Annotated in this window: 17 protein-coding genes; 11 read left to right on the plus strand and 6 right to left on the minus strand. The window is 73.6% G+C overall.

The window, feature by feature from the left end; genetic code table 11:
* The first annotated feature begins 64 nt into the window (after positions 1–64).
* Positions 65–511 (plus strand): GNAT family N-acetyltransferase, encoded by a 447-nt coding sequence (locus tag AC0AIB_RS16375; protein ID WP_465096992.1) that lies wholly within the window; start codon positions 65–67, stop codon positions 509–511.
* Between the two features lie 219 nt (positions 512–730).
* Complete coding sequence (locus tag AC0AIB_RS16380) at positions 731–1,864, plus strand: lytic polysaccharide monooxygenase auxiliary activity family 9 protein (RefSeq protein ID WP_328338721.1); 1,134 nt, start codon at positions 731–733, stop codon at positions 1,862–1,864.
* 178 nt (positions 1,865–2,042) lie between these two features.
* Here AC0AIB_RS16380 and hemQ read toward each other — a convergent pair whose 3' ends face one another.
* From hemQ to hemE, 3 genes are read right to left on the minus strand one after another with little or no spacing between them, the layout of a single operon-like run.
* Positions 2,043–2,756: a hydrogen peroxide-dependent heme synthase gene (gene hemQ, locus AC0AIB_RS16385; protein ID WP_328338723.1), complete on the minus strand. Its 714-nt coding sequence runs from the start codon at positions 2,754–2,756 to the stop codon at positions 2,043–2,045.
* Positions 2,753–4,165 carry a protoporphyrinogen oxidase gene (hemG, locus tag AC0AIB_RS16390; RefSeq protein WP_465096993.1) on the minus strand — a complete coding sequence of 471 codons (1,413 nt, stop codon included), beginning with the start codon at positions 4,163–4,165 and terminating at the stop codon, positions 2,753–2,755. Before hemG ends, hemQ begins: the two co-directional genes overlap by 4 nt.
* Before the next feature lie 4 nt (positions 4,166–4,169).
* Positions 4,170–5,267, minus strand: a complete 1,098-nt coding sequence (hemE, locus tag AC0AIB_RS16395; RefSeq protein WP_328338727.1) for a uroporphyrinogen decarboxylase — start codon at positions 5,265–5,267, stop codon at positions 4,170–4,172.
* Positions 5,268–5,417: 150 nt separating this feature from the next.
* On the opposite strand from hemE, the gene AC0AIB_RS16400 reads away from it, so the two are divergent.
* From AC0AIB_RS16400 to AC0AIB_RS16440, 9 genes are all read left to right on the plus strand, one after another.
* Positions 5,418–5,990 (plus strand): DUF3000 domain-containing protein, encoded by a 573-nt coding sequence (locus AC0AIB_RS16400; protein WP_328338729.1) that lies wholly within the window; start codon positions 5,418–5,420, stop codon positions 5,988–5,990.
* Between the two features lie 247 nt (positions 5,991–6,237).
* A complete protein-coding gene (locus AC0AIB_RS16405; RefSeq protein WP_328338731.1) occupies positions 6,238–7,554 on the plus strand; it encodes a ribonuclease D in 1,317 nt (438 codons plus the stop codon).
* Positions 7,555–7,711: 157 nt separating this feature from the next.
* Positions 7,712–9,835 (plus strand): serine hydrolase domain-containing protein, encoded by a 2,124-nt coding sequence (locus AC0AIB_RS16410; protein ID WP_465096994.1) that lies wholly within the window; start codon positions 7,712–7,714, stop codon positions 9,833–9,835.
* A 91-nt stretch (positions 9,836–9,926) separates the two neighbouring features.
* Positions 9,927–11,270, plus strand: coding sequence for a sensor histidine kinase (locus AC0AIB_RS16415; RefSeq protein ID WP_328338735.1), 1,344 nt, complete (start codon positions 9,927–9,929; stop codon positions 11,268–11,270).
* Positions 11,267–11,917 (plus strand): response regulator transcription factor, encoded by a 651-nt coding sequence (locus AC0AIB_RS16420; protein ID WP_328338737.1) that lies wholly within the window; start codon positions 11,267–11,269, stop codon positions 11,915–11,917. Before AC0AIB_RS16415 ends, AC0AIB_RS16420 begins: the two co-directional genes overlap by 4 nt.
* A gap of 209 nt (positions 11,918–12,126) precedes the next feature.
* Entirely contained in the window at positions 12,127–13,323 is a 1,197-nt protein-coding gene (locus AC0AIB_RS16425) for a thiolase family protein (RefSeq protein WP_328338739.1), read from the plus strand.
* Positions 13,320–15,386 carry a 3-hydroxyacyl-CoA dehydrogenase NAD-binding domain-containing protein gene (locus tag AC0AIB_RS16430; protein WP_328338740.1) on the plus strand — a complete coding sequence of 689 codons (2,067 nt, stop codon included), beginning with the start codon at positions 13,320–13,322 and terminating at the stop codon, positions 15,384–15,386. The genes AC0AIB_RS16425 and AC0AIB_RS16430 overlap by 4 nt, the downstream gene beginning before the upstream one ends.
* A 119-nt stretch (positions 15,387–15,505) precedes the next feature.
* The gene (locus AC0AIB_RS16435) at positions 15,506–16,801 is read left to right on the plus strand and encodes a hypothetical protein (RefSeq protein WP_328338741.1); all 1,296 of its coding nucleotides are present in this window, start codon (positions 15,506–15,508) and stop codon (positions 16,799–16,801) included.
* Between the two features lie 112 nt (positions 16,802–16,913).
* Positions 16,914–17,639 (plus strand): hypothetical protein, encoded by a 726-nt coding sequence (locus AC0AIB_RS16440; RefSeq protein ID WP_465096995.1) that lies wholly within the window; start codon positions 16,914–16,916, stop codon positions 17,637–17,639.
* A 68-nt stretch (positions 17,640–17,707) separates the two neighbouring features.
* Here AC0AIB_RS16440 and AC0AIB_RS16445 read toward each other — a convergent pair whose 3' ends face one another.
* From AC0AIB_RS16445 to AC0AIB_RS16455, 3 genes are read right to left on the minus strand one after another with little or no spacing between them, the layout of a single operon-like run.
* Positions 17,708–18,094 carry a VOC family protein gene (locus AC0AIB_RS16445; RefSeq protein WP_328338748.1) on the minus strand — a complete coding sequence of 129 codons (387 nt, stop codon included), beginning with the start codon at positions 18,092–18,094 and terminating at the stop codon, positions 17,708–17,710.
* Between the two features lie 28 nt (positions 18,095–18,122).
* A complete protein-coding gene (locus AC0AIB_RS16450) occupies positions 18,123–19,274 on the minus strand; it encodes a sensor histidine kinase (RefSeq protein WP_328338750.1) in 1,152 nt (383 codons plus the stop codon).
* Positions 19,275–19,314: 40 nt separating this feature from the next.
* On the minus strand, positions 19,315–19,977 hold the full coding sequence (locus AC0AIB_RS16455; protein ID WP_328338752.1) for a response regulator transcription factor: 663 nt from the start codon (positions 19,975–19,977) through the stop codon (positions 19,315–19,317).
* Between the last annotated feature and the right edge of the window lie 28 nt (positions 19,978–20,005).

Genomic DNA, 20,005 nt, shown 5'->3' on the forward strand with positions numbered 1-20,005 from the left:
AGGCAGCAGAGCAGGCGGGGGCAGGCAGCAGAGCAGGCGGGGCAGGGCCGCCTACCATCGCGGGATGGCACCGCACCGCGTCGACGTCCGTCTCGCCAGCTTCGCCGAACTGGACGCGCGCACCTTCCACGACCTGCTGCGGCTGCGTATCGACGTGTTCGTGGTGGAGCAGGGCTGCCCGTACCCGGAGTTGGACGGCCGGGACGTCGAGCCGGGCACCCGGCACCTCTGGCTGGCCCACGACGGCGTCGTCCTGGCGTACCTGCGGGTGCTGGCCGACCCGGGCGGCGTGGCACGGATCGGTCGGGTGGTGGTGGCCCCGGCGGCCCGGGGCGGCGGACTCGCCGGCCGGTTGATGACCGAGGCGCTGCGGCTGGTCGGCGACCGGCCGTGCGTGCTGGAGGCACAGGCCCACCTGGCCGGCTTCTATGCCGGGCACGGGTTCACGGTGACCGGCCCGGAGTACGTCGAGGACGGCATTCCGCACCTGCCGATGCGCCGGGAGAACTGACCGGCCCACCCGGGACCCCGGCACGGGAGAAGGGTCCGGGCGGGGCACGGGCACGTGCTGGGGCGCGACCCACCAAACCACCGAAACATTGACGGATACCGCTTTCCTGTGCAAGCCTGCGGGGGTAGAGCCGTCGTGGGAGCCGCACAGCAGGCACGGGAGGGGCAACTCCCGGCCGTCCGGGCGTCGTTCGACCGACCCCTTCACCTCGGAGGCTCCATGTCCACCGTCCTACGCAGACGACCCCACGCCATCGCGGGGTCGCTGCTCACCGTCGGCGCGATCATCGCGCTGCTGCTCACCACCGCCCTGGCCAACTCGGCGTCCGCGCACGGCGCGGTGGTGAACCCGGGGTTCCGCGCCTACAGCTGCTGGGAGCGCTGGGGTGCCGAGTTCCAGAACCCGAGAATGGCCACCGAGGACCCGATGTGCTGGCAGGCCTGGCAGGCCGACCCGCAGGCCATGTGGAACTGGAACGGCCTGTTCCGGGAGGGTGTCGCCGGCAACCACCAGGGTGCCATCCCGACCGGCCAACTGTGCAGCGGCGGACGCACCCAGAACGGCCGCTACAACGCCCTGGACACCCTCGGCGCCTGGAAGACCACGTCGGTCGCGAACAGCTTCCGGCTGAAGTTCTTCGACCAGGCCAGCCACGGTGCCGACTACATCCGGGTGTACGTGACCAAGCAGGGCTTCAACGCGCTGACCACGCCGCTGGGCTGGAGCGACCTGGAGCTGGCCGGACAGATCGGGAACACCCCGGCCTCCCAGTGGGACAAGGACACCGGTGGCGTGTCGATCCAGATCCCGGTGAACGCGCCGGGTCGTACCGGTCGGCACATCGTCTACACCGTGTGGCAGGCCAGCCACCTGGACCAGTCGTACTACCTGTGCAGTGACGTCGACTTCGGTGGTGGCGGCCCGACCACCCCGCCGACCACCGCACCGCCCACCACCGCACCGCCGACGACGCCGCCCACCACCGCGCCGCCGACCACCGCGCCGCCCACCACCGCCCCGCCGACCACCGCCCCGCCGACCACGCCGCCGGCGACCGGTGGCTGCACCGCCACCTACCGGGTGACCTCCACGTGGAGCGGCGGGTTCCAGGGCGAGGTGGACGTGACCGCCGGCGCATCGGCGATCAAGGGCTGGACGGTGAACTGGACGTACTCCGGGGGCCAGCAGGTCAGCCAGGGGTGGAACGCCACGCTGACCAGCAGCGGGTCCGCGGTGACCGCCCGCAACGTCTCCTACAACGGGGCGTTGTCCGCCGGAGGGAAGACCACCTTCGGCTTCCTCGCCTCGGGCACCGGCACCAACCCGACCCCGGTCTGCACCGCGACCGTGTGATCCCGTCGACCCGTCGCCCCTGCGTGGCACGGGTCGGCACGTGACACCGAGGACGTAGCGGTCTCCCGAGCCTGGGAGACCGCTACGTTCGTGTCCGGGCCCGATCGGGGCCGGGACAGCAACGTCCAGATGCGGACAGCGCCGGGCTGCCGGTGCCGGGCGACGACCGTCGGTGCCGCTACACGAGGCAGTTGACGATGTCGGCGACCGAGCGACGCCGACCGGTGTAGAACGGGACCTCCTCGCGGACGTGCCGGCGGGCGCCGGAGGCGCGCAGGTCCCGCATCAGGTCCACGATCCGGTGCAGCTCGTCGGCCTCGAAGGCGAGCATCCACTCGTAGTCGCCGAGGGCGAACGAGGCGACCGTGTTGGCCCGGACGTCGGGGTAGCCGCGCGCCATCTTGCCGTGTTCGGCAAGCAGTTCCCGCCGCTCGGCGTCCGGCAGCAGGTACCACTCGTAGGACCTGACGAACGGGTAGACGCACAGGTAGGGCCGGGGTGCCTCGTCGGCGAGGAAGGCCGGGATGTGGCTCTTGTTGAACTCCGCCGGCCGGTGCAGCGCCAACTGCGACCACACCGGGGTCAACGCCCGACCCAGGGTGGTCCGGCGCAGCCGCAGGTAGGCGTCCTGGAGGGCGTCGCTGGACGACGAGTGCCACCAGATCATCACGTCCGCGTCGGCGCGCAGCCCGGCCACGTCGTACATGCCCCGGACCACCACGTCCTTGCCGGCCAGCTCCTCGAAGAGCGACTCCACCTCACCGGTGACGTTCTCCCGCAGCGCCGGCAGCGCGCCGGTGGCCCGGTAGACGGACCACATGGTGTACCGGACGGTGGAGTTCAACTCCTTGAGCCGGGCCGCGTTGGTCTGCTCGGTGGTCTGCTCGGTCATGGACCCGATCCTCCCAGTGCTTCGATGATCTCCCCGGCCGCCGTCTCGCCGGAACGGACGCAGACCGGGATGCCGACCCCGTCGAATCCGGCACCGGCCAGCGCCAGCGTGGGGTGCGACGCGCGCAGCGCCGCCCGGACGGTGGTCACCCGGTCGGTGTGGCCGGGGGTGTACTGGGGCAGCGCGCCACCCCAGCGCTGCACGTGGCCGGCGACCGGCGTGGGCAGCGCCACCCCGAGCACCCGGGCCAGCTCCCGGTGCACGGTGGCGAGCAGGTCGTCGTCGGTGAGCTGGAGCGATGTCTCCTCACCGTACCGGCCGACGGAGGCACGGACCAGGGCCAGCCCGTCCGGCGCGGCCAGGTGCCCCCACTTGGTGGTGAAGAACGTGGACGCCTTGATCAGCAGCCCCTCGGTGGCCGGCACCAGGAAGCCGGAGAGCCGGGGCAGGGCCGGCTCGGGCAGGGCCAGGGTGACGAGCGCGACGCTGGCGTAGTCCAGCCCGCCGACGGTCGCCGCCGACGCGGCGGCGAACCCGGCGAGCAGCCGGGCGGCGGGCCGGGCCGGCACGGTGAGCAGCACCGCGTCCGCCTCGACCAGCTCCGGGGCACGGGTCGGGCCGACGGTGAGCCGCCAGCCGTCGGCGACCGGGCTCAGCTTACGGACCGCCGCGTGTCGGCGGATCGTCGCGCCGCTGGCCGTGGCCGCCGCCTCGACCAGGGTGCTCAGCCCGCCGGCCAGGGTGCCGAAGACAGGTGCGCCGGGGGCGCGGGGCGCGGCAGCCTGGGCGGCCCGGACCGCACCGACCAGGGTGTGCTCCACCCGGGCCGCGCGGGCCAGCGCCGGCATGGTGGTGACCAGGGACAGGTCGTCGGCCCGGCCGGCATAGACGCCGCCGAGCATCGGGTCGACCAGCCGCTGCACCACCTGGTCGCCGAACCGGGCCCGGACCAGCGCGCCGACCGGCACGTCCTGGTCCGCGTCGAGCAGCGGCCGACCGCCGTCGCGGTCGCCGTCCGCCGTCGGCACGGCCACCGCCGCCACCGCCGCCAGATCCCCGGGTACGCCGACCAGCGTGCCGCCCGGGACCGGGCGCAGCTCCCCGTCGACGACGAGCGCGGCCTGCCCGACGGTGGGGTGCACGATCCGCTCGGCCAGGCCGAGCCGGCGGGCCAGGGCCACCGCAGCCGACTCGCCACCGGCCGGATCGCGCATCAGGAACGACTCCGCGCCGAACTCCACAGGTCGACCGGCCAGCTCACCGGTGCGCAGCTTGCCACCGAGCGCGCCGGACTGCTCGTACACGGTGATCTCGGTGTCGGCGGGGGCGTGGTCGCGCAGCCGGACCGCGGCGGCGAGGCCGGTGATCCCGCCGCCGACCACCGCCACCCGCCACGGCCGCGCGCGCACCGCCTCAGCCCTGCTCGGCCCGGCCGGCGGACACCTCGTGCACCAGCGCGACCACCCGGGTCAGCACCTCGGGGTCGGTCTCCGGCAGCACACCGTGACCGAGGTTGAACACGTGACCGGGGGCGGCCCGGCCCTGCGCGACGATCCGCCGCACCTCGGCCTCGACCACCGGCCAGGGGGCGAACAGCACGGTCGGGTCGAGGTTGCCCTGGACCGCCCGGTCCGGGCCGATCCGGCGGGTCGCCACGTCCAGCGGGGTACGCCAGTCCACCCCGACCACGTCGGCGCCGGCCTCCCCCATCGCGCCGAGCAGTTCGGCGGTGCCCACCCCGAAGTGGATCCGGGGCACCCCGGTGTCGGCGAGCCCGGACAGCACGGCGGTGGAGTGCGGCAGCACGAACCGGCGGTAGTCCGCTTCCGAGAGCGCACCGGCCCAGGAGTCGAAGAGCTGCACGGCGGAGACCCCGGCGTCGACCTGCACCCGCAGGAACGACAGGGTCACCTCGGCGAGCCGGGCGCAGAGCGCGTGCCACAGCTCCGGCTGGCCGTACATCATGGCCTTGGTCTTGGCATGGGTACGCGACGGCCCGCCCTCGACCAGGTAGCTGGCCAGGGTGAAGGGGGCGCCCGCGAAGCCGATCAGCGGCGTGTCGCCCAGCTCGGCGACGAGCAGCCGGACGGCCTCGTCCACGTAGGACACGTCGGCGCGGTCGATCCGGTGGATCCGTTCCACGTCCTCGGCGGTGCGGACCGGCTCGGCGACCACCGGCCCGGTGCCGGCGACGATGTCCAGGTCGACCCCGGCTGCGGCGACCGGGACGACGATGTCGCTGAACAGGATCGCCGCGTCGACGCCGTGCCGGCGGACCGGTTGGAGGGTGATCTCGGCGACCAGGTCCGGCCGGCGGCAGGAGTCCAGCATCCCCACGTTGGCCCGGATCTCGCGGTACTCCGGCAACGACCGGCCGGCCTGGCGCATGAACCAGACCGGGGTGTGCCCGACGGGCTCCCGGCGGCAGGCCCGGACGAAGGGCGAGTCGGCCGGCCCGCTGCGGCGGGATTCTCCGTCTCGGGCGGCAGCGCCCGTGGTGTCGGTGGTCATCGCGGCAATCGTGCCACGCACCCGGTCCGGACGGACGGGCAGCGCCACCATTTGTGACAGGCACCCCGACCCGGGCGACCCCGCACGGCGCGGTGGCGCTTCGGCGTGCCGTCCGGGCGGCTGGTGGCGGGTCGGCATAGGCTGCCGGTCATGGCCCCCCCGATCGCGCTCCCGGAGACGTTCGCCCGCGCGGTCGCCGGTCTGCGGTCGGTCACCCCCCGGGCGGAGATCGTCCTGGAGGAGGTCGGCGCCCCGCAGCGACTCGCCCCGTACGCGTTCGCCCTCTCCGCCACCGTGCTGCGCGACGAGGACGAGGTGGCCGACGGCCGGCTGATCCTGCTGCACGACCCGGCCGGGCACGACGCCTGGCAGGGCACCCTGCGGCTGGTCACCTACGTGACCGCCGAGCTGGAGGTCGACCTGGCCGCCGATCCGCTGCTGCCGGGGGTGGGCTGGACCTGGCTCACCGACGCCCTGGAGGCGCACGAGGCGCGTCACCGGGCGGCCGGCGGCACGGTCACCCAGACCGTGTCGACCCGGTTCGGTGACCTGGCCGGCCCGCCTGCCGCCGGGGACGTCGAGATCCGGGCGTCCTGGACGCCGCTCGGTGACGACCTGGCCGCACACCTTTCGGCCTGGTGCGCCCTGCTCGCCTCCACCGCGGGGTTGCCGCCGCCCGGCGTCACCGCGCTCTCCGAGCGCCGTCCGGCCGGGGCGGCCTGAACGCCGCCCGGCGTCCCGACCACCGCCGCCCGGCGTCCCGGGCCGACCGGACGGCCGGGAGCCACCGGTGCGACACGCCCGACCCGCAAGCAGAATGTCCCGGGCACGAGGGGGACGTCCCGGATCAGGACGGACGTCCCGGGTGCGAGGTGGGTGTCCGGACCGTCCGGACCGCTGCCGGACACCGGGACGACACACACCGGACCGGCTGCGCACACCACATGGCCCGGCGCACTAGGGTTGCCAGGTGACCGACGAACCACCCCTGCGCCGTCGGGCCGCCGAAAGCCGCACGGCAGACGTTCCGCCCCCGGCCGTCGCGGAGCCGGCGGACCCGGGCACCGAGCAGCCCATCGGCGGGCCCGTTCCGCTGACCGCACCCCGTGACGGCACCCCTCAGCCGGTGGCCACCCCCGCCGAGCTGGACGAGGTCGTGGCCCGCTTCGCGGCCGGCACCGGCCCGGTGGCCCTCGACGCCGAACGCGCCTCCGGCTACCGCTACAGCCAACGGGCCTACCTGGTGCAGCTGCGCCGGGCGGGGGCCGGCACCACGCTTATCGACCCGTTGCCGCTGCCCGACCTGACCACCCTCGACGACGCCATCGGCGACGCCGAGTGGGTGCTGCACGCCGCCAGCCAGGATCTGGCCTGCCTGGCCGAGGTGGGGTTGCGTCCGCGCCGGCTGTTCGACACCGAGCTGGCCGCCCGGCTTGCCGGTTTCGAGCGGGTCGGCCTGGCCGCGCTGACCGAGCAACTGCTCGGTTACACCCTGGAGAAGCACCACTCGGCGGCGGACTGGTCCACCCGGCCGCTGCCCGAGTCCTGGCTGACGTACGCCGCGCTGGACGTCGAGATGCTCGTCGACCTGCGTGACGCGCTGGACGCGGAGCTGACCTCGCAGGGCAAGTCGCCGTGGGCGGCGGAGGAGTTCGCCGCGCTGATCACCTGGGCCACCCGGCCGCCCCGGGTCCGGGCGGAGCCCTGGCGGCGGACCTCCGGCATCCACCGGGTTCGCGGGGCGCGGGCGCAGGCCCGGGTCCGGGCGCTGTGGTACGCGCGGGACCAGATCGCCGTCCGCCGGGACGCCGCTCCCGGTCGGGTGCTGCCCGACTCGGCGATCATCGCCGCCGCCGAGCTGGACCCGAAGGACGAGAAGACGCTGCTGACCCTGCCCGGATTCGGGGGCCGGTCGGTGCGCCGGCTGGCCCGCACCTGGCTGGTCGCGCTCGACGAGGCCCGCCTGTTGGCGGAGGACGCACTGCCGGTCACCCCGACGGTGGAGGGACCGCCCCCGCCGCACCGGTGGGCCGAGCGGGATCCGGTGGCCGCCGGCCGGTTGGCCCGCTGCCGTGAGGTGGTGGTACGGGTCGCCGGTGAGCACCGGCTCCCCCCGGAGAACCTGATCACCCCCGACTCGGTCCGCCGGCTGGCCTGGCAGCCTCCCGACGAGATCACCGTGGACACCGTCGCGACGACCCTGCGCGGTTACGGCGCCCGGGAATGGCAGCTCACCCTCCTGCTCCCCGCGCTCGCCGAGGCGCTGCTGCCCGTCGCCCGGCCCTGATCCCGGCACCCGCCACGAACGGAGGTGGGCCCGCTTCCCGGGTGGGCCCGGGGCAGCGGTACCGCCGCAGGTGCCCCGGAACTTCCTACTCAGGTAGCAGGTCACCTGTCGTCCTGCGCCAGATGTCCCGGCCGTCCGGTTCGCGCAGGCTGGTCCGGTGCCCCCGGGTGACGCCGTACGGATCCTCTCCGGACACCCGTCGGGTGCGGAAAGGCAGCAGAACGTGGATCCCCACGACGCCACCGGGCGGCTCGCCACCCGATCCCGCCCGACCGGTCCCCGTACCATCCGTCCCGGCCGGCTCGCGGCGGCCCTGGCGGCGCTGGCCGTCACGGCGACGGTCGCCGGCTGCGGCGCCGACGCGGCCCGGACCACCCCGCCCCCGCCCGTCGCCGTCCCGGCCGCCCCCGGCGCGCCGGCCGATCCGGCGGCGCTGACCGCCCGGGACCTCGACGCCTGGCTGGACGGCCTGCTCCCGGCCGCGCTGGACCGGACCGGCATCGCCGGGGCCACCGTCGCCGTGGTACGCGACGGGCGGATCCTCACCGCCCGGGGCTACGGTCACGCCGACACGGGCACCGGCGCGGGTGGTTCCGCGGTGCCCGTCGACCCCGAGCGCCATCTGTTCCGGGTGGGGTCGGTGTCGAAGCTGCTCACCGCCACAGCGGTCCTGCAACTCGTGGAGAGCGGTGCCGTCGACCTGGACGCCGACGTCCAGAGCTACCTCGACTTCACCCTGCCCCGCAAGTACGACCGGCCGGTCACCCTGCGCCATCTGCTGACCCACACCGCCGGGTTCGAGGAGCGGATCGCCGGTCTGATCGGCCCGGAGGGCAGCCGGACCGACCTGCGCCGGGCCATGGTGACCGACCCGCCCGAGCAGATCTACCGGCCCGGCACCGTCCCCGCCTACTCCAACTACGGCAACGGCCTGGCCGGATACGTCGTCGAGCGGGTGACCGGCACCCGCTTCGAGGACTACGTCGCGCGCAACGTGCTGGCCCGCGCCGGCATGACGTCGTCGACCTTCGACCAGCCGCTGCCGGGGCCGCTGCGGGACCGGATGGCGAAGGGGTACGACACCGCCTCGGCGCCGGCCCAGCCGTTCGAGATCGTCAACCCGGCCCCGGCCGGTGCGCTCACCGCCCCGGCCACGGACATGGCCCGTTTCATGCTCGCCCAGTTGGGCGAGCCGATGGGCGGACAGCCCCTGCTGAACCGGGCCACGCTCGCCCTCATGCAGCGGCCGGCACTCGACGCGGCCTCACTCGGCACGCTGGCCGACGGTCGTCGGATGAACCTCGGGTTCTTCGACGAGACCCGCAACGGCCGCCGCATCCTCGGTCACGGTGGAGACACCCAGTTCTTCCACTCCGAGCTCCAGATCTATCCGGAGGAGCGGGCCGGCATCTTCGTCGCGCTCAACGGCAACGGCCACGGGGCGCTGGACAGCCACCGCCTCCGGCAGGCGGTGGTGACGGGATTCGCCGACCGGTACTTCCCACCGGTTGCCGACCGGCCGGCCGGGACCGTCGACGCGCCGACCCGGGCGGAGCACGCCGCGCTGGCCGCCGGGACGTACGCGAGTTCCCGGGCGATGGCCAGCACCTTCCTGGCCGTGACCGGCCTGGCCGACCAGACGCGGGTGAGTGCCCGGCCCGACGGTCGACTGCTGTTCGAGCCGGGTCCGCTGTCCGATTCGCCCGCCGCGTACGAGGAGATCGCCCCGTGGGTGTGGCGGGAGGTCGGTGGGCAGCGGGTCGTCTCGATGCGGGTGGCCGACGGCCGGGTGGAGGCGATCGGCATGGAGTCCGCGTTCGCCCTGCTGCCGGTGCCGCCCGCCCGCAGTCTCGGGGTGGCCGTCCCGGTGCTCGCCGCCTCGACGGTCGTGCTCGTCCTCGCCCTGTCGGTCTGGCCGGTCGGTGTGGTCCGCCGCCGTCGCCTCGGCCGCGCCCCGCGGGACCGGGCGGGGCGGATCGCCCGGGTGTCCACCCGCGTCGCCGTAGCCGCCACGGTGCTCGCCCTCGCCGGCTGGGTGCTGAGCCTGGTCACCGTCATGGGCCTGCGGGACGTCCCGGACGCCGCGCTGCGGACGGTGCAGGTGCTGCAACTCGTCGGCCTGCTCGGCGTGCTGCCGGCCGCCGTCCGGCTGGTCGACGACGTCCGTCGCCGGGCGGGCTGGCACCGGGCGGTCGGCAGTTGCCTGGTGCTGCTCGCGCTGGCCGGTACGGGCTGGTTCGCGGTGGAGTTCATGCTGCTCGCCCCGAGTGTCTCCTACTGAGCCCGGTCGACGGGCAGCGAAGACGGGCAACGGGGCGAGCAGACCTGCAGCGGGAGAAGGCGTGCAACGGGAGAACCAGGATGATCATCGGATGAGCGAGCATTCCGGCACCGGGTCGGCAGCTGTCGACGCCCCCGGACCACCCTGGCCCGGGGGCCGACCCGGCGCGCTGCTCGCGCGGCTCGGCTGGTTCGGGCGGGACTGCCTGCTCGCGGTCGGCGTCACGGTGCTGACCTTCGGGGTGCTCACGGCGGTCTTCCGGTTCGCGGGGGCGACGCAGGGGTTGCCCCTCGACCCGGCGCAGGCCCGGTTGGTCGTCGCCGTCTGCTGCGGCCAGACGCTGCTGCTGTGCCTGCGCCGGGTCCGCCCCAGGCTCTGCTTCGCGCTGGTGGTCGGGTTCCAGGTGCTGCTCATCGCCATGGTCCCGCCCGACATGACGGCGCGCGGCGTCGCCCCGTTCGTCGCCGCCTACACGGTCGGCACGTTGCTGCCGGTGCGGACCGCCCTGCTGTTCGCGGGCGGCGCGGTGCTGATCGAGACGACAGCCGTCGCGGTCGCCGCCGGTGGGACCGCCCAGCTGCCGGTCACGGTGGTCGGTCACCTCACCACCAGCGCGCTGTCCTACCTCGGCCCGATCCTGGTCGGCGGCTACGTCGCCACGCACCGACGCTACGTGCGGCTGTTGCGGGTGCAGGCGGTCGAGGCGGTCCGGGCGCAGCAGACGACGGTGGCGGCCGCGATCGGCGCGGAGCGTTCCAGGATGGCCCGGGAGTTGCACGACGTGGCCGCCCACCACCTGTCTGGCATGGTGGTGCAGGCGGCGGCGGTCGAGCGGCTGATCGACCGGGATCCGGCGGCGGCGAAGGCCGGGGTGGCGTGGATCCGCGCCCAGGGCAAGGAAACCCTGGACAACCTGCGGCTTGTCGTGGGGGTGCTGCGCGGGCGGCCCGGCGGCGGCGAACCGGCCGACCGGGGCGAGGGCAACGCCCCGGTGCCGGGGCTGGCGATGCTCGACGAGTTGGTCGGGACCGCTGCCGCGCTCGCCCCGGTCGAGCTGGTCCGGGAGGGCACCCCACGCGAGGTGCCCCCGATCGCCGACGTCGCGCTGTACCGGATGGTGCAGGAGTGCCTGTCCAACGCCCGGCAGCACGCCCCGGGCGCACCGGTACGGGTGGTGCTCCGCTTCCGGGCACGCGAGGTGACGCTGGAGGTGGTGAACGCACCCGCTCCCCGGCGACCCGAGCCGGCGGCCCGCAGCAGCACCGGGGTGGGCCTGATCGGCATCCGGGAACGCGCCCAGCTGATCGGCGCGGGATACACCGCCGGCCCGACCGACGCGGGCGGCTGGTCGGTCGGGGTGAGCCTGCCGACGGGGCCGGACGGCGCGCGGGCACCATCTGTCGCACCGACCGCGAGGGGAGCCGAACCGGCATGATCAGAGTGATGCTCGTCGACGACCAGGCGGTCGTCCGGGCCGGTTTCCGGGTCATCCTGGAGCACGCCGGGGACATCGAGGTGGTGGGAGAAGCGTCGAACGGCACGTCGGCGGTCGAGTTGGCGGGCCGGCTGCGCCCGGACGTCGTCTGTATGGACGTCCGGATGCCCGGTGGCGACGGGCTCACCGCGACCCGCCAGATCGTCGCCGACGCGTCGGGCGCCGCGCCGGCCGTGCTGGTGGTGACGACGTTCGACCTCGACGAGTACGTCTTCGGTGCGCTGGAGTCGGGGGCGAGCGGATTCATCCTCAAGGACTGCGAGCCCGAGGAACTGATCGCCGCGATCCGGCGGTTGGCAAGCGGTTACGGGCTGGTCGACCAGGCGGTGACCCACCGGGTGATCGCGGAGTTCGCCCGCCGGCGGCCGGTCGCCGAGGCACCGTCGGCGCATCCGCTCACCGCCCGGGAGATCGAGATCGTCGTGCTGCTCGCCCGGGGTCTGTCGAATCTGGAGATCGCCAACGAGCTGTTCATCGAGACCAGCACCGTCAAGTCGCACCTCGGTCGGGCGATGGCCAAGATCGGCGTACGGGATCGGTTGCAGACCGTGGTGTGGGCGTACCGCACCGGGGTGGTCCCGCACTGACCGGTGCGGCGGGGGCGGAGAGCCGTCCGGGCCGCCGGCGGTGATCACGGCGGGGTGGATGTGGTGTGGGCCACACCGGGGGTGGTGACGGTCGTGGTTACTGGCGAGTAGCATTCTTCGGGAAACGCCAGTGCCGGCCGACCCTCGCCCGGCCCGTGCCGCCGCCCCGCGGCGCTGCGGCCGGGTCGTGGTCGAAGAGGAGGCTCCAAGTGCCCCGAGAAGTTCGGGATGTCGTCTTCGTCGACGGTGTCCGCACCCCGTTCGGCAAGGCGGGTGGCATGTACGCCAACACCCGCGCCGACGATCTGGTGATCCGCTGCATTCGTGAGCTGCTGCGCCGCAACCCCCAGCTGCCCCCGGAGCGGGTCGAGGAGGTGGCCGTCGCCGCCACCACCCAGATCGGCGACCAGGGCCTCACCATCGGCCGCACCGCCGCCCTGCTGTCCGGCCTGCCCAAGACCGTCCCCGGCTTCTCCGTCGACCGGATGTGCGCCGGCGCGATGACCGCCGTCACCGCCGTCGCCGGTGGCATCGCCATGGGCGCGTACGACATCGCCATCGCCGGTGGCGTCGAGCACATGGGCCGGCACCCGATGGGCGAGGGCGTCGACCCCAATCCGCGGATCATCGCGGAGAAGCTGGTCGACCCGTCCGCCCTGGTGATGGGGGCCACCGCGGAGAACCTGCACGACCGGGTCCCGCACGTCACCAGGGAGCGCACCGACGCGTTCGCGCTCGCCTCGCAGCTCAAGACCGCCAAGGCGTACGCCGACGGCAAGTTGCAGGACGACCTGGTGCCGGTCGCGATCCGCGACGCCGAGGGCGGTTGGGGCCTGGCCACCGCCGACGAGGCGCCCCGGGAGACCTCGCTTGCGAAGCTGGCCACCCTGAAGACCCCGTTCCGCCCGCACGGCAAGGTCACCGCCGGCAACGCGGCCGGCCTGAACGACGGCGCCACCGCCAGCCTGCTCGCCGACGAGGCCACCGCCCGTGAACTGGGCCTGCCGGTCGCCATGCGGTTGGTGTCGTACGGCTACGTCGGGGTGGAACCCGAGGTGATGGGGGTCGGCCCGATCCCGTCGACCGAGAAGGCGCTGCGCATCGCCGGCCTCAGCATCGACGACATCGGCCTGTTCGAGCTGAACGAGGCGTTCGCCGTGCAGGTGCTGGCCTTCCTCGACCACTTCGGCATCGCCGACGACGACCCCCGGGTCAACCCGTGGGGCGGCGCGATCGCCATCGGCCACCCGCTCGCCTCCTCCGGCGTACGGCTGATGACGCAGCTCGCCCGGCAGTTCGCCGAGCACCCCGAGGTGCGCTACGGCGTCACCGCCATGTGCATCGGCATCGGCATGGGCGGCACGGTCATCTGGGAGAACCCGAACTGGGAGGGTGGAGACAAATGAGCCTGGCTGCACCGAACGAGGTCGTCACCCGGGCGCTGCTGCGGCAGGTGAGCGTGCCGGGGCTGGACCGCCCGGCCGCCCTGATCACCCTGGACAACGGCCTCGACCACACCAAGCCGAACACCTTCGGCCCGGCCGGCCTGGCCAGCCTCGACGAGGCGATCACCGCCGCGCTGGCCGCCGACCCGGCGTTCGTCGCGGTCACCGGCAAGCCGTACATCTTCTGTGTCGGCGCGGACATCGTCGGCCTCCCGGCCCTCGCGGACCGGGCGCAGGCGCTGGAGATCGGCCGGCTCGGTCACCGGGTCTTCGCCCGGCTCAAGGACAGCGCCGTGCCCACCTTCGCCTTCGTCAACGGCGCGGCGATGGGCGGCGGCCTGGAACTGGCCCTGCACTGCCACTACCGGACGCTGTCCGGCGGCGCGGCGGCCCTCGCGCTGCCCGAGGTCTCGCTCGGCCTGGTCCCCGGGTGGGGCGGCACCCAGCTGCTGCCGAACCTGATCGGCATCCCCGCCGCCACCCAGGTGATCATCCAGAACCCGCTGACGCAGAACAAGATGCTCAAGCCGAAGCAGGCTGCCGAGCTGGGCATCGCGGACGTGCTGCTGGAGCCGGCCGACTTCCTGGAGCGGTCCCTGGAGTGGGCCGCCGGCGTGGTCCGGGGCGCGGTCACGGTGACCCGGCCCGAGGTCGACAAGGACATGTGGGCGGGCGTGCTGTACTTCGCCCGGCAGACCCTGGACCAGCGGTTGCACGGCGCGGTCCCGGCCGCGTACCGGGCGCTGGACCTGCTGGAGACGGCGAAGGACGCCGACTTCGCCACCGGCACCGCCGCCGAGGACGAGGCGCTCGCCGACCTGATCTTCTCCGAGGAGCTGCGCAGCGGCCTGTACGCCTTCGACCTGGTGCAGCGCCGGGCCAAGCGGCCGGCCGGCGCACCGGACAAGGGCCTGGCCCGGCCGGTCACCAAGGTCGGCATCGTCGGCGCCGGCCTGATGGCCAGCCAGCTCGCGCTGCTGTTCGCCCGCCGCCTCCAGGTGCCGGTCGTGCTGACCGACCTGGACCAGTCGCGGGTCGACAAGGGTGTCGGCTACGTGCACACCCAGATCGAGAAGGCCGTCACCAAGGGCCGGATGGACAAGGGCACCGCCGCCAAGCTGTACGGCCTGGTCTCCGGCTCGGTCGACAAGTCCGTCTTCGCCGACGCCGACTTCGTCATCGAGGCGGTCTTCGAGGACCTGGACGTCAAGAAGCAGGTCTGGGCCGAGCTGGAGAAGATCGTCTCGCCGGAGGCGGTGCTCGCCACCAACACCTCGTCGCTGTCGATCACCGCGATGGCCGCCGAGCTGGAGCACCCGCAGCGCCTGGTGGGCTTCCACTTCTTCAACCCGGTCGCCGTGCTGCCGCTACTGGAGATCGTCCGGGGCGAACGGACCGACGACGCCACCCTGGCCACCGCGTTCGCGGTGGGCAAGGGGTTGAAGAAGTCCTCGGTGCTGGTCAAGGACGCCCCGGCGTTCGTGGTCAACCGGCTGCTCACCCGCTTCCTCGGCACCGTGTTCGCCGCTGTCGACGCGGGCACCCCGCTGGAGGTGGCGAACAGCGCACTGGACCCGTTGGGGCTGCCGATGCGTCCGCTCGCCCTGCTCCAGTTGGTCGGGCCGGCCGTGGCTTACCACGTGGGCGGCACCCTGCACGCGGCGTACCCGGACCGGTACCCGGTCAGCGAGAACCTCAGGCGGATCGCCGAATCGGGCCAGCCGATCGTCGTCGAGGACCGGATCAACGACGACGTGGCCACGCTGCTCGTGGTCGGCGACCAGCCGCTCACCGCCGAGCAGGTGCGACAGAACGCGCTCGACGCGCTGGCCCAGGAGACCCGGCTGATGCTCGACGAGGGTGTCGTCGCCGAGGCGCAGGACATCGACCTGTGCCTGATCCTCGGTGCCGGCTGGCCGTTCCACCTGGGCGGGATCACCCCCTACCTGGACCGGACCGGCACCGCCGAGCGGGTCACCGGTAAGCGCTTCCTGCCGCGTGGGGTCGCCAGCCTGCGCGCCTGAGTCATCCCCCGCTCCCCCGCGATCGTCGTTTGCGTACCCTCGTCAGACTCGGGGGGCTGCGCGGCCGGGCTCCGTCTGGCTACGATCACGCGTTCTCACCCTCGCCTGGAGCTGATCTGATGACCTCACCGCCGGTCGATCCCTGGTCCGGGCAGCCGGAGCACGGCTCGCCCACCGGTCACTACCCGTCTGCGCCCGACGGTCCGCACACCCCCACCCCACCCCCGCACACCCCGCCGGAGGGCGGCGGCTGGCCCACCACGCCGTACCCGCCGGCACCGACCGGGCAGCCCGGCGGCTGGCCGGCCGACCCCCAGTCCGGGCCACCGGCCGACCCCTACCCCGCCCCGCAGTACGGTGGCTGGCAGCCCGATCCGGGCCAGGGCGGCTACCCCCACGCACCGCAGTCCGGCCCGCCCGGCTACCCCCACGCACCGCAGTCCGGCCCGCCCGGCGCGCCGCATTCCGGTTACCCCGGCGCACCACAGTCCGGCCCACCCTCCGGTTACCCCGGCGCTCCACAGCCCGGCTACCCGAACCCCCCGCAGCCCGGTTACCCGGGCGCACCGCAGTCGGGGTATCCCGGCGCACCGCAGCCCGGCTACCCCGGCGCACCGCAACCCGGGTATCCGGGCGCCCCCGGGCCGGGCGGCTATCCCGATCCGGCCCCTCAGCAGTACTCCGGCTTCGCCGGTACGCCGTACCACCCTCCGCACGGACCGGCCCCGCAGCGGTCGAAGCTGCCGCTGCTGCTCTCGCTCGGGCTCGTCGGGCTGCTGGTGCTCTGCCTCGGCGGCGGCGGTCTCGCCTGGGTCGCCCTCGGTGACGACAACGACACCGAGCCGACGCCGACGCCGACGCCCACCGGGGCCGCGTCGCCCACCCCCAGCCCCACCCCGGTCGAGACGGAGAGCCCGACCCCCGAGCCCACCCCCTCCGAGGAGGCCGACGACCCCGGCCCGATCCGGCTGGTGACCCCGGCGACCCTCGGTGGCAGGTCCAAGAGCACCGACCCTGAGCTGCGCCGTATCGCCGACCAGATGGTCCGCGACATGAAGTCCGAAGTACGCAACGAGACCGGCGCGGTCAGCGCCTTCTACGGCAGCGCGGCCGGCCGCAACATGGTGATGATGGCCGGCGCGTCCGGCCCGGTCATCCTCCCCGAGCAGGAGCTGGAGGACGCGGTCAAGGGTCTGGGCAGTTCGCTGGCGGTCAAGAAGATGTCGACGATCGAGCCGGGGCCGCTGGGCGGGGTGGCCAAGTGCGGTGACGGCAAGGCGTCCGGCATCGCGCTCGGCGTCTGCGTCTGGGCCGACCACGGCAGCGTCGGCATGATCGTCATGTACTTCTCCTCCGCGACCAAGGCGAAGTCCGAGTTCGCCGCCCTCCGGGGCCAGATCGAGAAGCGGGACTGACCCGGCGGTGGACAGGGCGGCGGCGGGCGGGCCGGCGGGCGCGGGCCGGTGAATGTCGGTCACTCTGGCTAAGATCATCCGGCCTCACCCACGAAATTCTGGAGTAGACCTGATGTCCCAGCCCCCGACCAGCCCAGCCGCCCCCGCGCCGGACGGCGGTACGCCGCAGGGCGGCTACCCGCAGCAGGGCGGCTACCCGCAGCAGCCGGACGCCGGCAGCGCACCGCCGTACGCCGGCCCGCCCGCACCGCCGGCGAAGAAGCGGTCCGCCGTCAAGATCGTGCTGATCGTGCTGGCCGTGCTGTTGGTGCTCTGCCTCGGTGGCGCCGCCATCGCCGCCTTCGCCCTCAAGGACGACGTCAAGGAGGTGGTGGACGCCGCCAACACGACGGTCTCCGCCCCGGCCACCCTGGCCGGCCGCCCGCAGGCCACCGACCCGGGGCTGAAGGCGGTCGCCGACGGGCTGGTCACCGAGATGAAGAAATCCGTACAGAACGAGACGGGCACCGCCGGCGCCTTCTACGGTGACCCGGCCAAGCAGGACCTGCTGATGATCGCCGCGGCCTCCGGCGTGATGGCCGACCCCAAGAAGGAACTGGACGACGCCGTCACGGGCATCGCCAGCGAACTGAAGGTCACCAACATGTCCCCCGTGGACGCCGGCCCGCTCGGTGGCGACGCCAAGTGCGGCGACGGCAACAGCGAGGGCGTCCCGCTCGGCGTCTGCCTCTGGGCGGACAAGGGCAGCGTCGGCCTCATCGTGCAGTACTACAAGTCGGCAGCCAACCTGAAGTCCGAGTTCGTCACGATGCGCGGGCAGATCGAGAAGAAGGGCTGACCCACCGGTCGCCCCGACGGGCCCCGTCCACCAGAAGGTGGACGGGGCCCGTCGGCGTCAGCGCAGCGTCAGCCGGTCGTAGCGGCCCGCTCGGCGGCGCTGCGCAGGACGCAGAACTCGTTGCCCTCCGGGTCGGCCAGCACCACCCAGCCGGCACCGTCCGCCCGACGGCGGTCGTCGACCTGGACGGCACCGACGGCGAGCAACCGCGCGACCTCCTCGTCCCGGGTCCGGTCGATCGGCTCCAGGTCGAGGTGCAGGCGGTTCTTGACCGACTTGCCCTCCGGTACGGCCAGGAAGAGCACCTCCGGTCCGCCCTCGGGCAGGAGCATCGCCTCCGTGTCGCCGGGGAAGTCGTCGGGTTGGCGGGGGCACTCGAAGACCTGCGCCCAGAAACCGGACAGGGCGTAGGTGTCGTGACAGTCGATGCTGATGTTGTGGATTCGTACGCTCACGGGTCTGCCTCCGAAGCAGTGGGACCGGTCAACTGGGGACTTGGTCGGCCGAGGGCAGCGTGACCGTCACCTCCAGCCCTCCACCCTTCTGTGCGACGACCCGGACGGTGCCGCCGTGTGCGTCGCAGACCGCCCGGACGATGGACAGGCCCAGCCCGGAACCACGGGCTCCCGTCCGTTCCCGGCCACCCCGACGGAACGGCTCGAACAGCCCCGGCACGTCGGCCTGGTCCACCTCGAAGCCGGTGTTTCGTACCGCCAGCCACGAGGAGCGCCCGTCGGTGCCGGTCTGCACCCAGAGCCGCCCGTGCAGATGGTTGTAGCGCACCGCGTTCTCGATCAGGTTCCCGGCCAGCCGGTCCAGCAGACCCGGGTCACCGGTCACCGGGGCCGGTCGCAACGAGGACTGCACCCGTAGCCCGATCCGCTCCACCTCCCGGGACATCGCGGACAACGCGTTGGCAGTGCCGGTGGCCAGATCACATTCCGTACGTCGGGCCAGCCGTCGGCCCACCTGGGCCTCGCTACGGGCCAGCACCAGCAGCGCGTCCACCAGGCCGTTGGCGCGTTCCGAGGCGTCCCGCACCACGGTGGCCATCCGGCGGTACTCGGCGGTGTCCGCCTCGTCGTCGCTGAGCGTCACGTCGATCTCGGTACGCATCACCGCCAGCGGGGTACGCAGCTCGTGTGAGGCGTTGGCCACGAACCGCTTCTGCGCCTCGAATGCCGCGGTGATCCGGTCCAGCATCGCGTCGAAGGTCCGGGCCAGCTCGGCCACCTCGTCGTCCGGCCCGGACCAGCCGATCCGCTGGTCGAGCGTGGTCTCGCCGAGCCGGCGCGCGGTCGCGGTGACCTGGTGCAGCGGACGCAGCGTCCGGCCGGCCACCCAGTACGCCCCGGCCACCCCGACCACGCTGATCGCCAGCAACGCCAGCAGCCCCTTGACCAGCAGCTCGTCGGAGGCGGCATCGACCAGTTGGCGCTGCCACACCGCGGCGTCCAACGAACGCCCGTCGGCCAGCAGCACGGTGGTGCCCGGACGCAGCTCGTCGGTGGGGCGCAGCGCGTCCCGGACCAGCAACCAGGCCAGCGCCACCAGGATCGCCCCGGCCCCGACCAGCAGCACCCCGTTGAGCAGGGTCAACCGCAACCGCAGCGTGGGCCGCAACCGCCGGGTCACGACCCGACCCCGGCTCGCGACACCGGCTCACTCCTCGCGCTCATGGGTTGACCGTCCGGTAGCCGGCGCCGACCACCGTCTCGATCAGCGGCGGATCGCCGAGCTTCCTGCGCAGGGTCATCACGGTGACCCGGACGATCGTGGTGAACGGATCGGTGTTGGCGTCCCAGACCCGTTCCAGCAGCTCCTCGCTGGAGACCACCGCGCCGCGCGCCTTGACCAGCTCGCTGAGCACACCGAACTCCTTGTTCGTCAGGTCGACCGGCGCGCCGGCCCTGGTGACCACCCGGCGGGCCGGGTCGAGCACCACGTCACCCACCTGGAGCACCGGCGGGGCGGCCGGGGTGGCCCGCCGGCCCAACGCCTGCACCCGGGCCACCAACTCGTCGAAGGCGAACGGCTTGGGCAGGTAGTCGTCCGCGCCGAGGCCCAGCCCCGCCACCCGGTCGGCGACGGTGTCGCTGGCGGTCAGCATCAGCACCCGGGTGAGGGTGCCGGAGGCGGCCAGCTCGGCACAGATCTGGTCGCCGTGCATCCCGGGCAGGTCACGGTCGAGGACCACCACGTCGTACCGGGTGACGAAGGCCGCCTCGTGGCCGGCGTCCCCGTCGTACGCGACGTCGACCGCCATCCCCCGCTTGCGCAGCCCACGCACGATCGCGTCGGCGAGGTTCCGTTCGTCCTCGACCACCAGCACCCGCATCCCGACCTCCTCGCCGACCTGTCCGACA

Source organism: Micromonospora sp. DSM 43699, assembly GCF_055517075.1.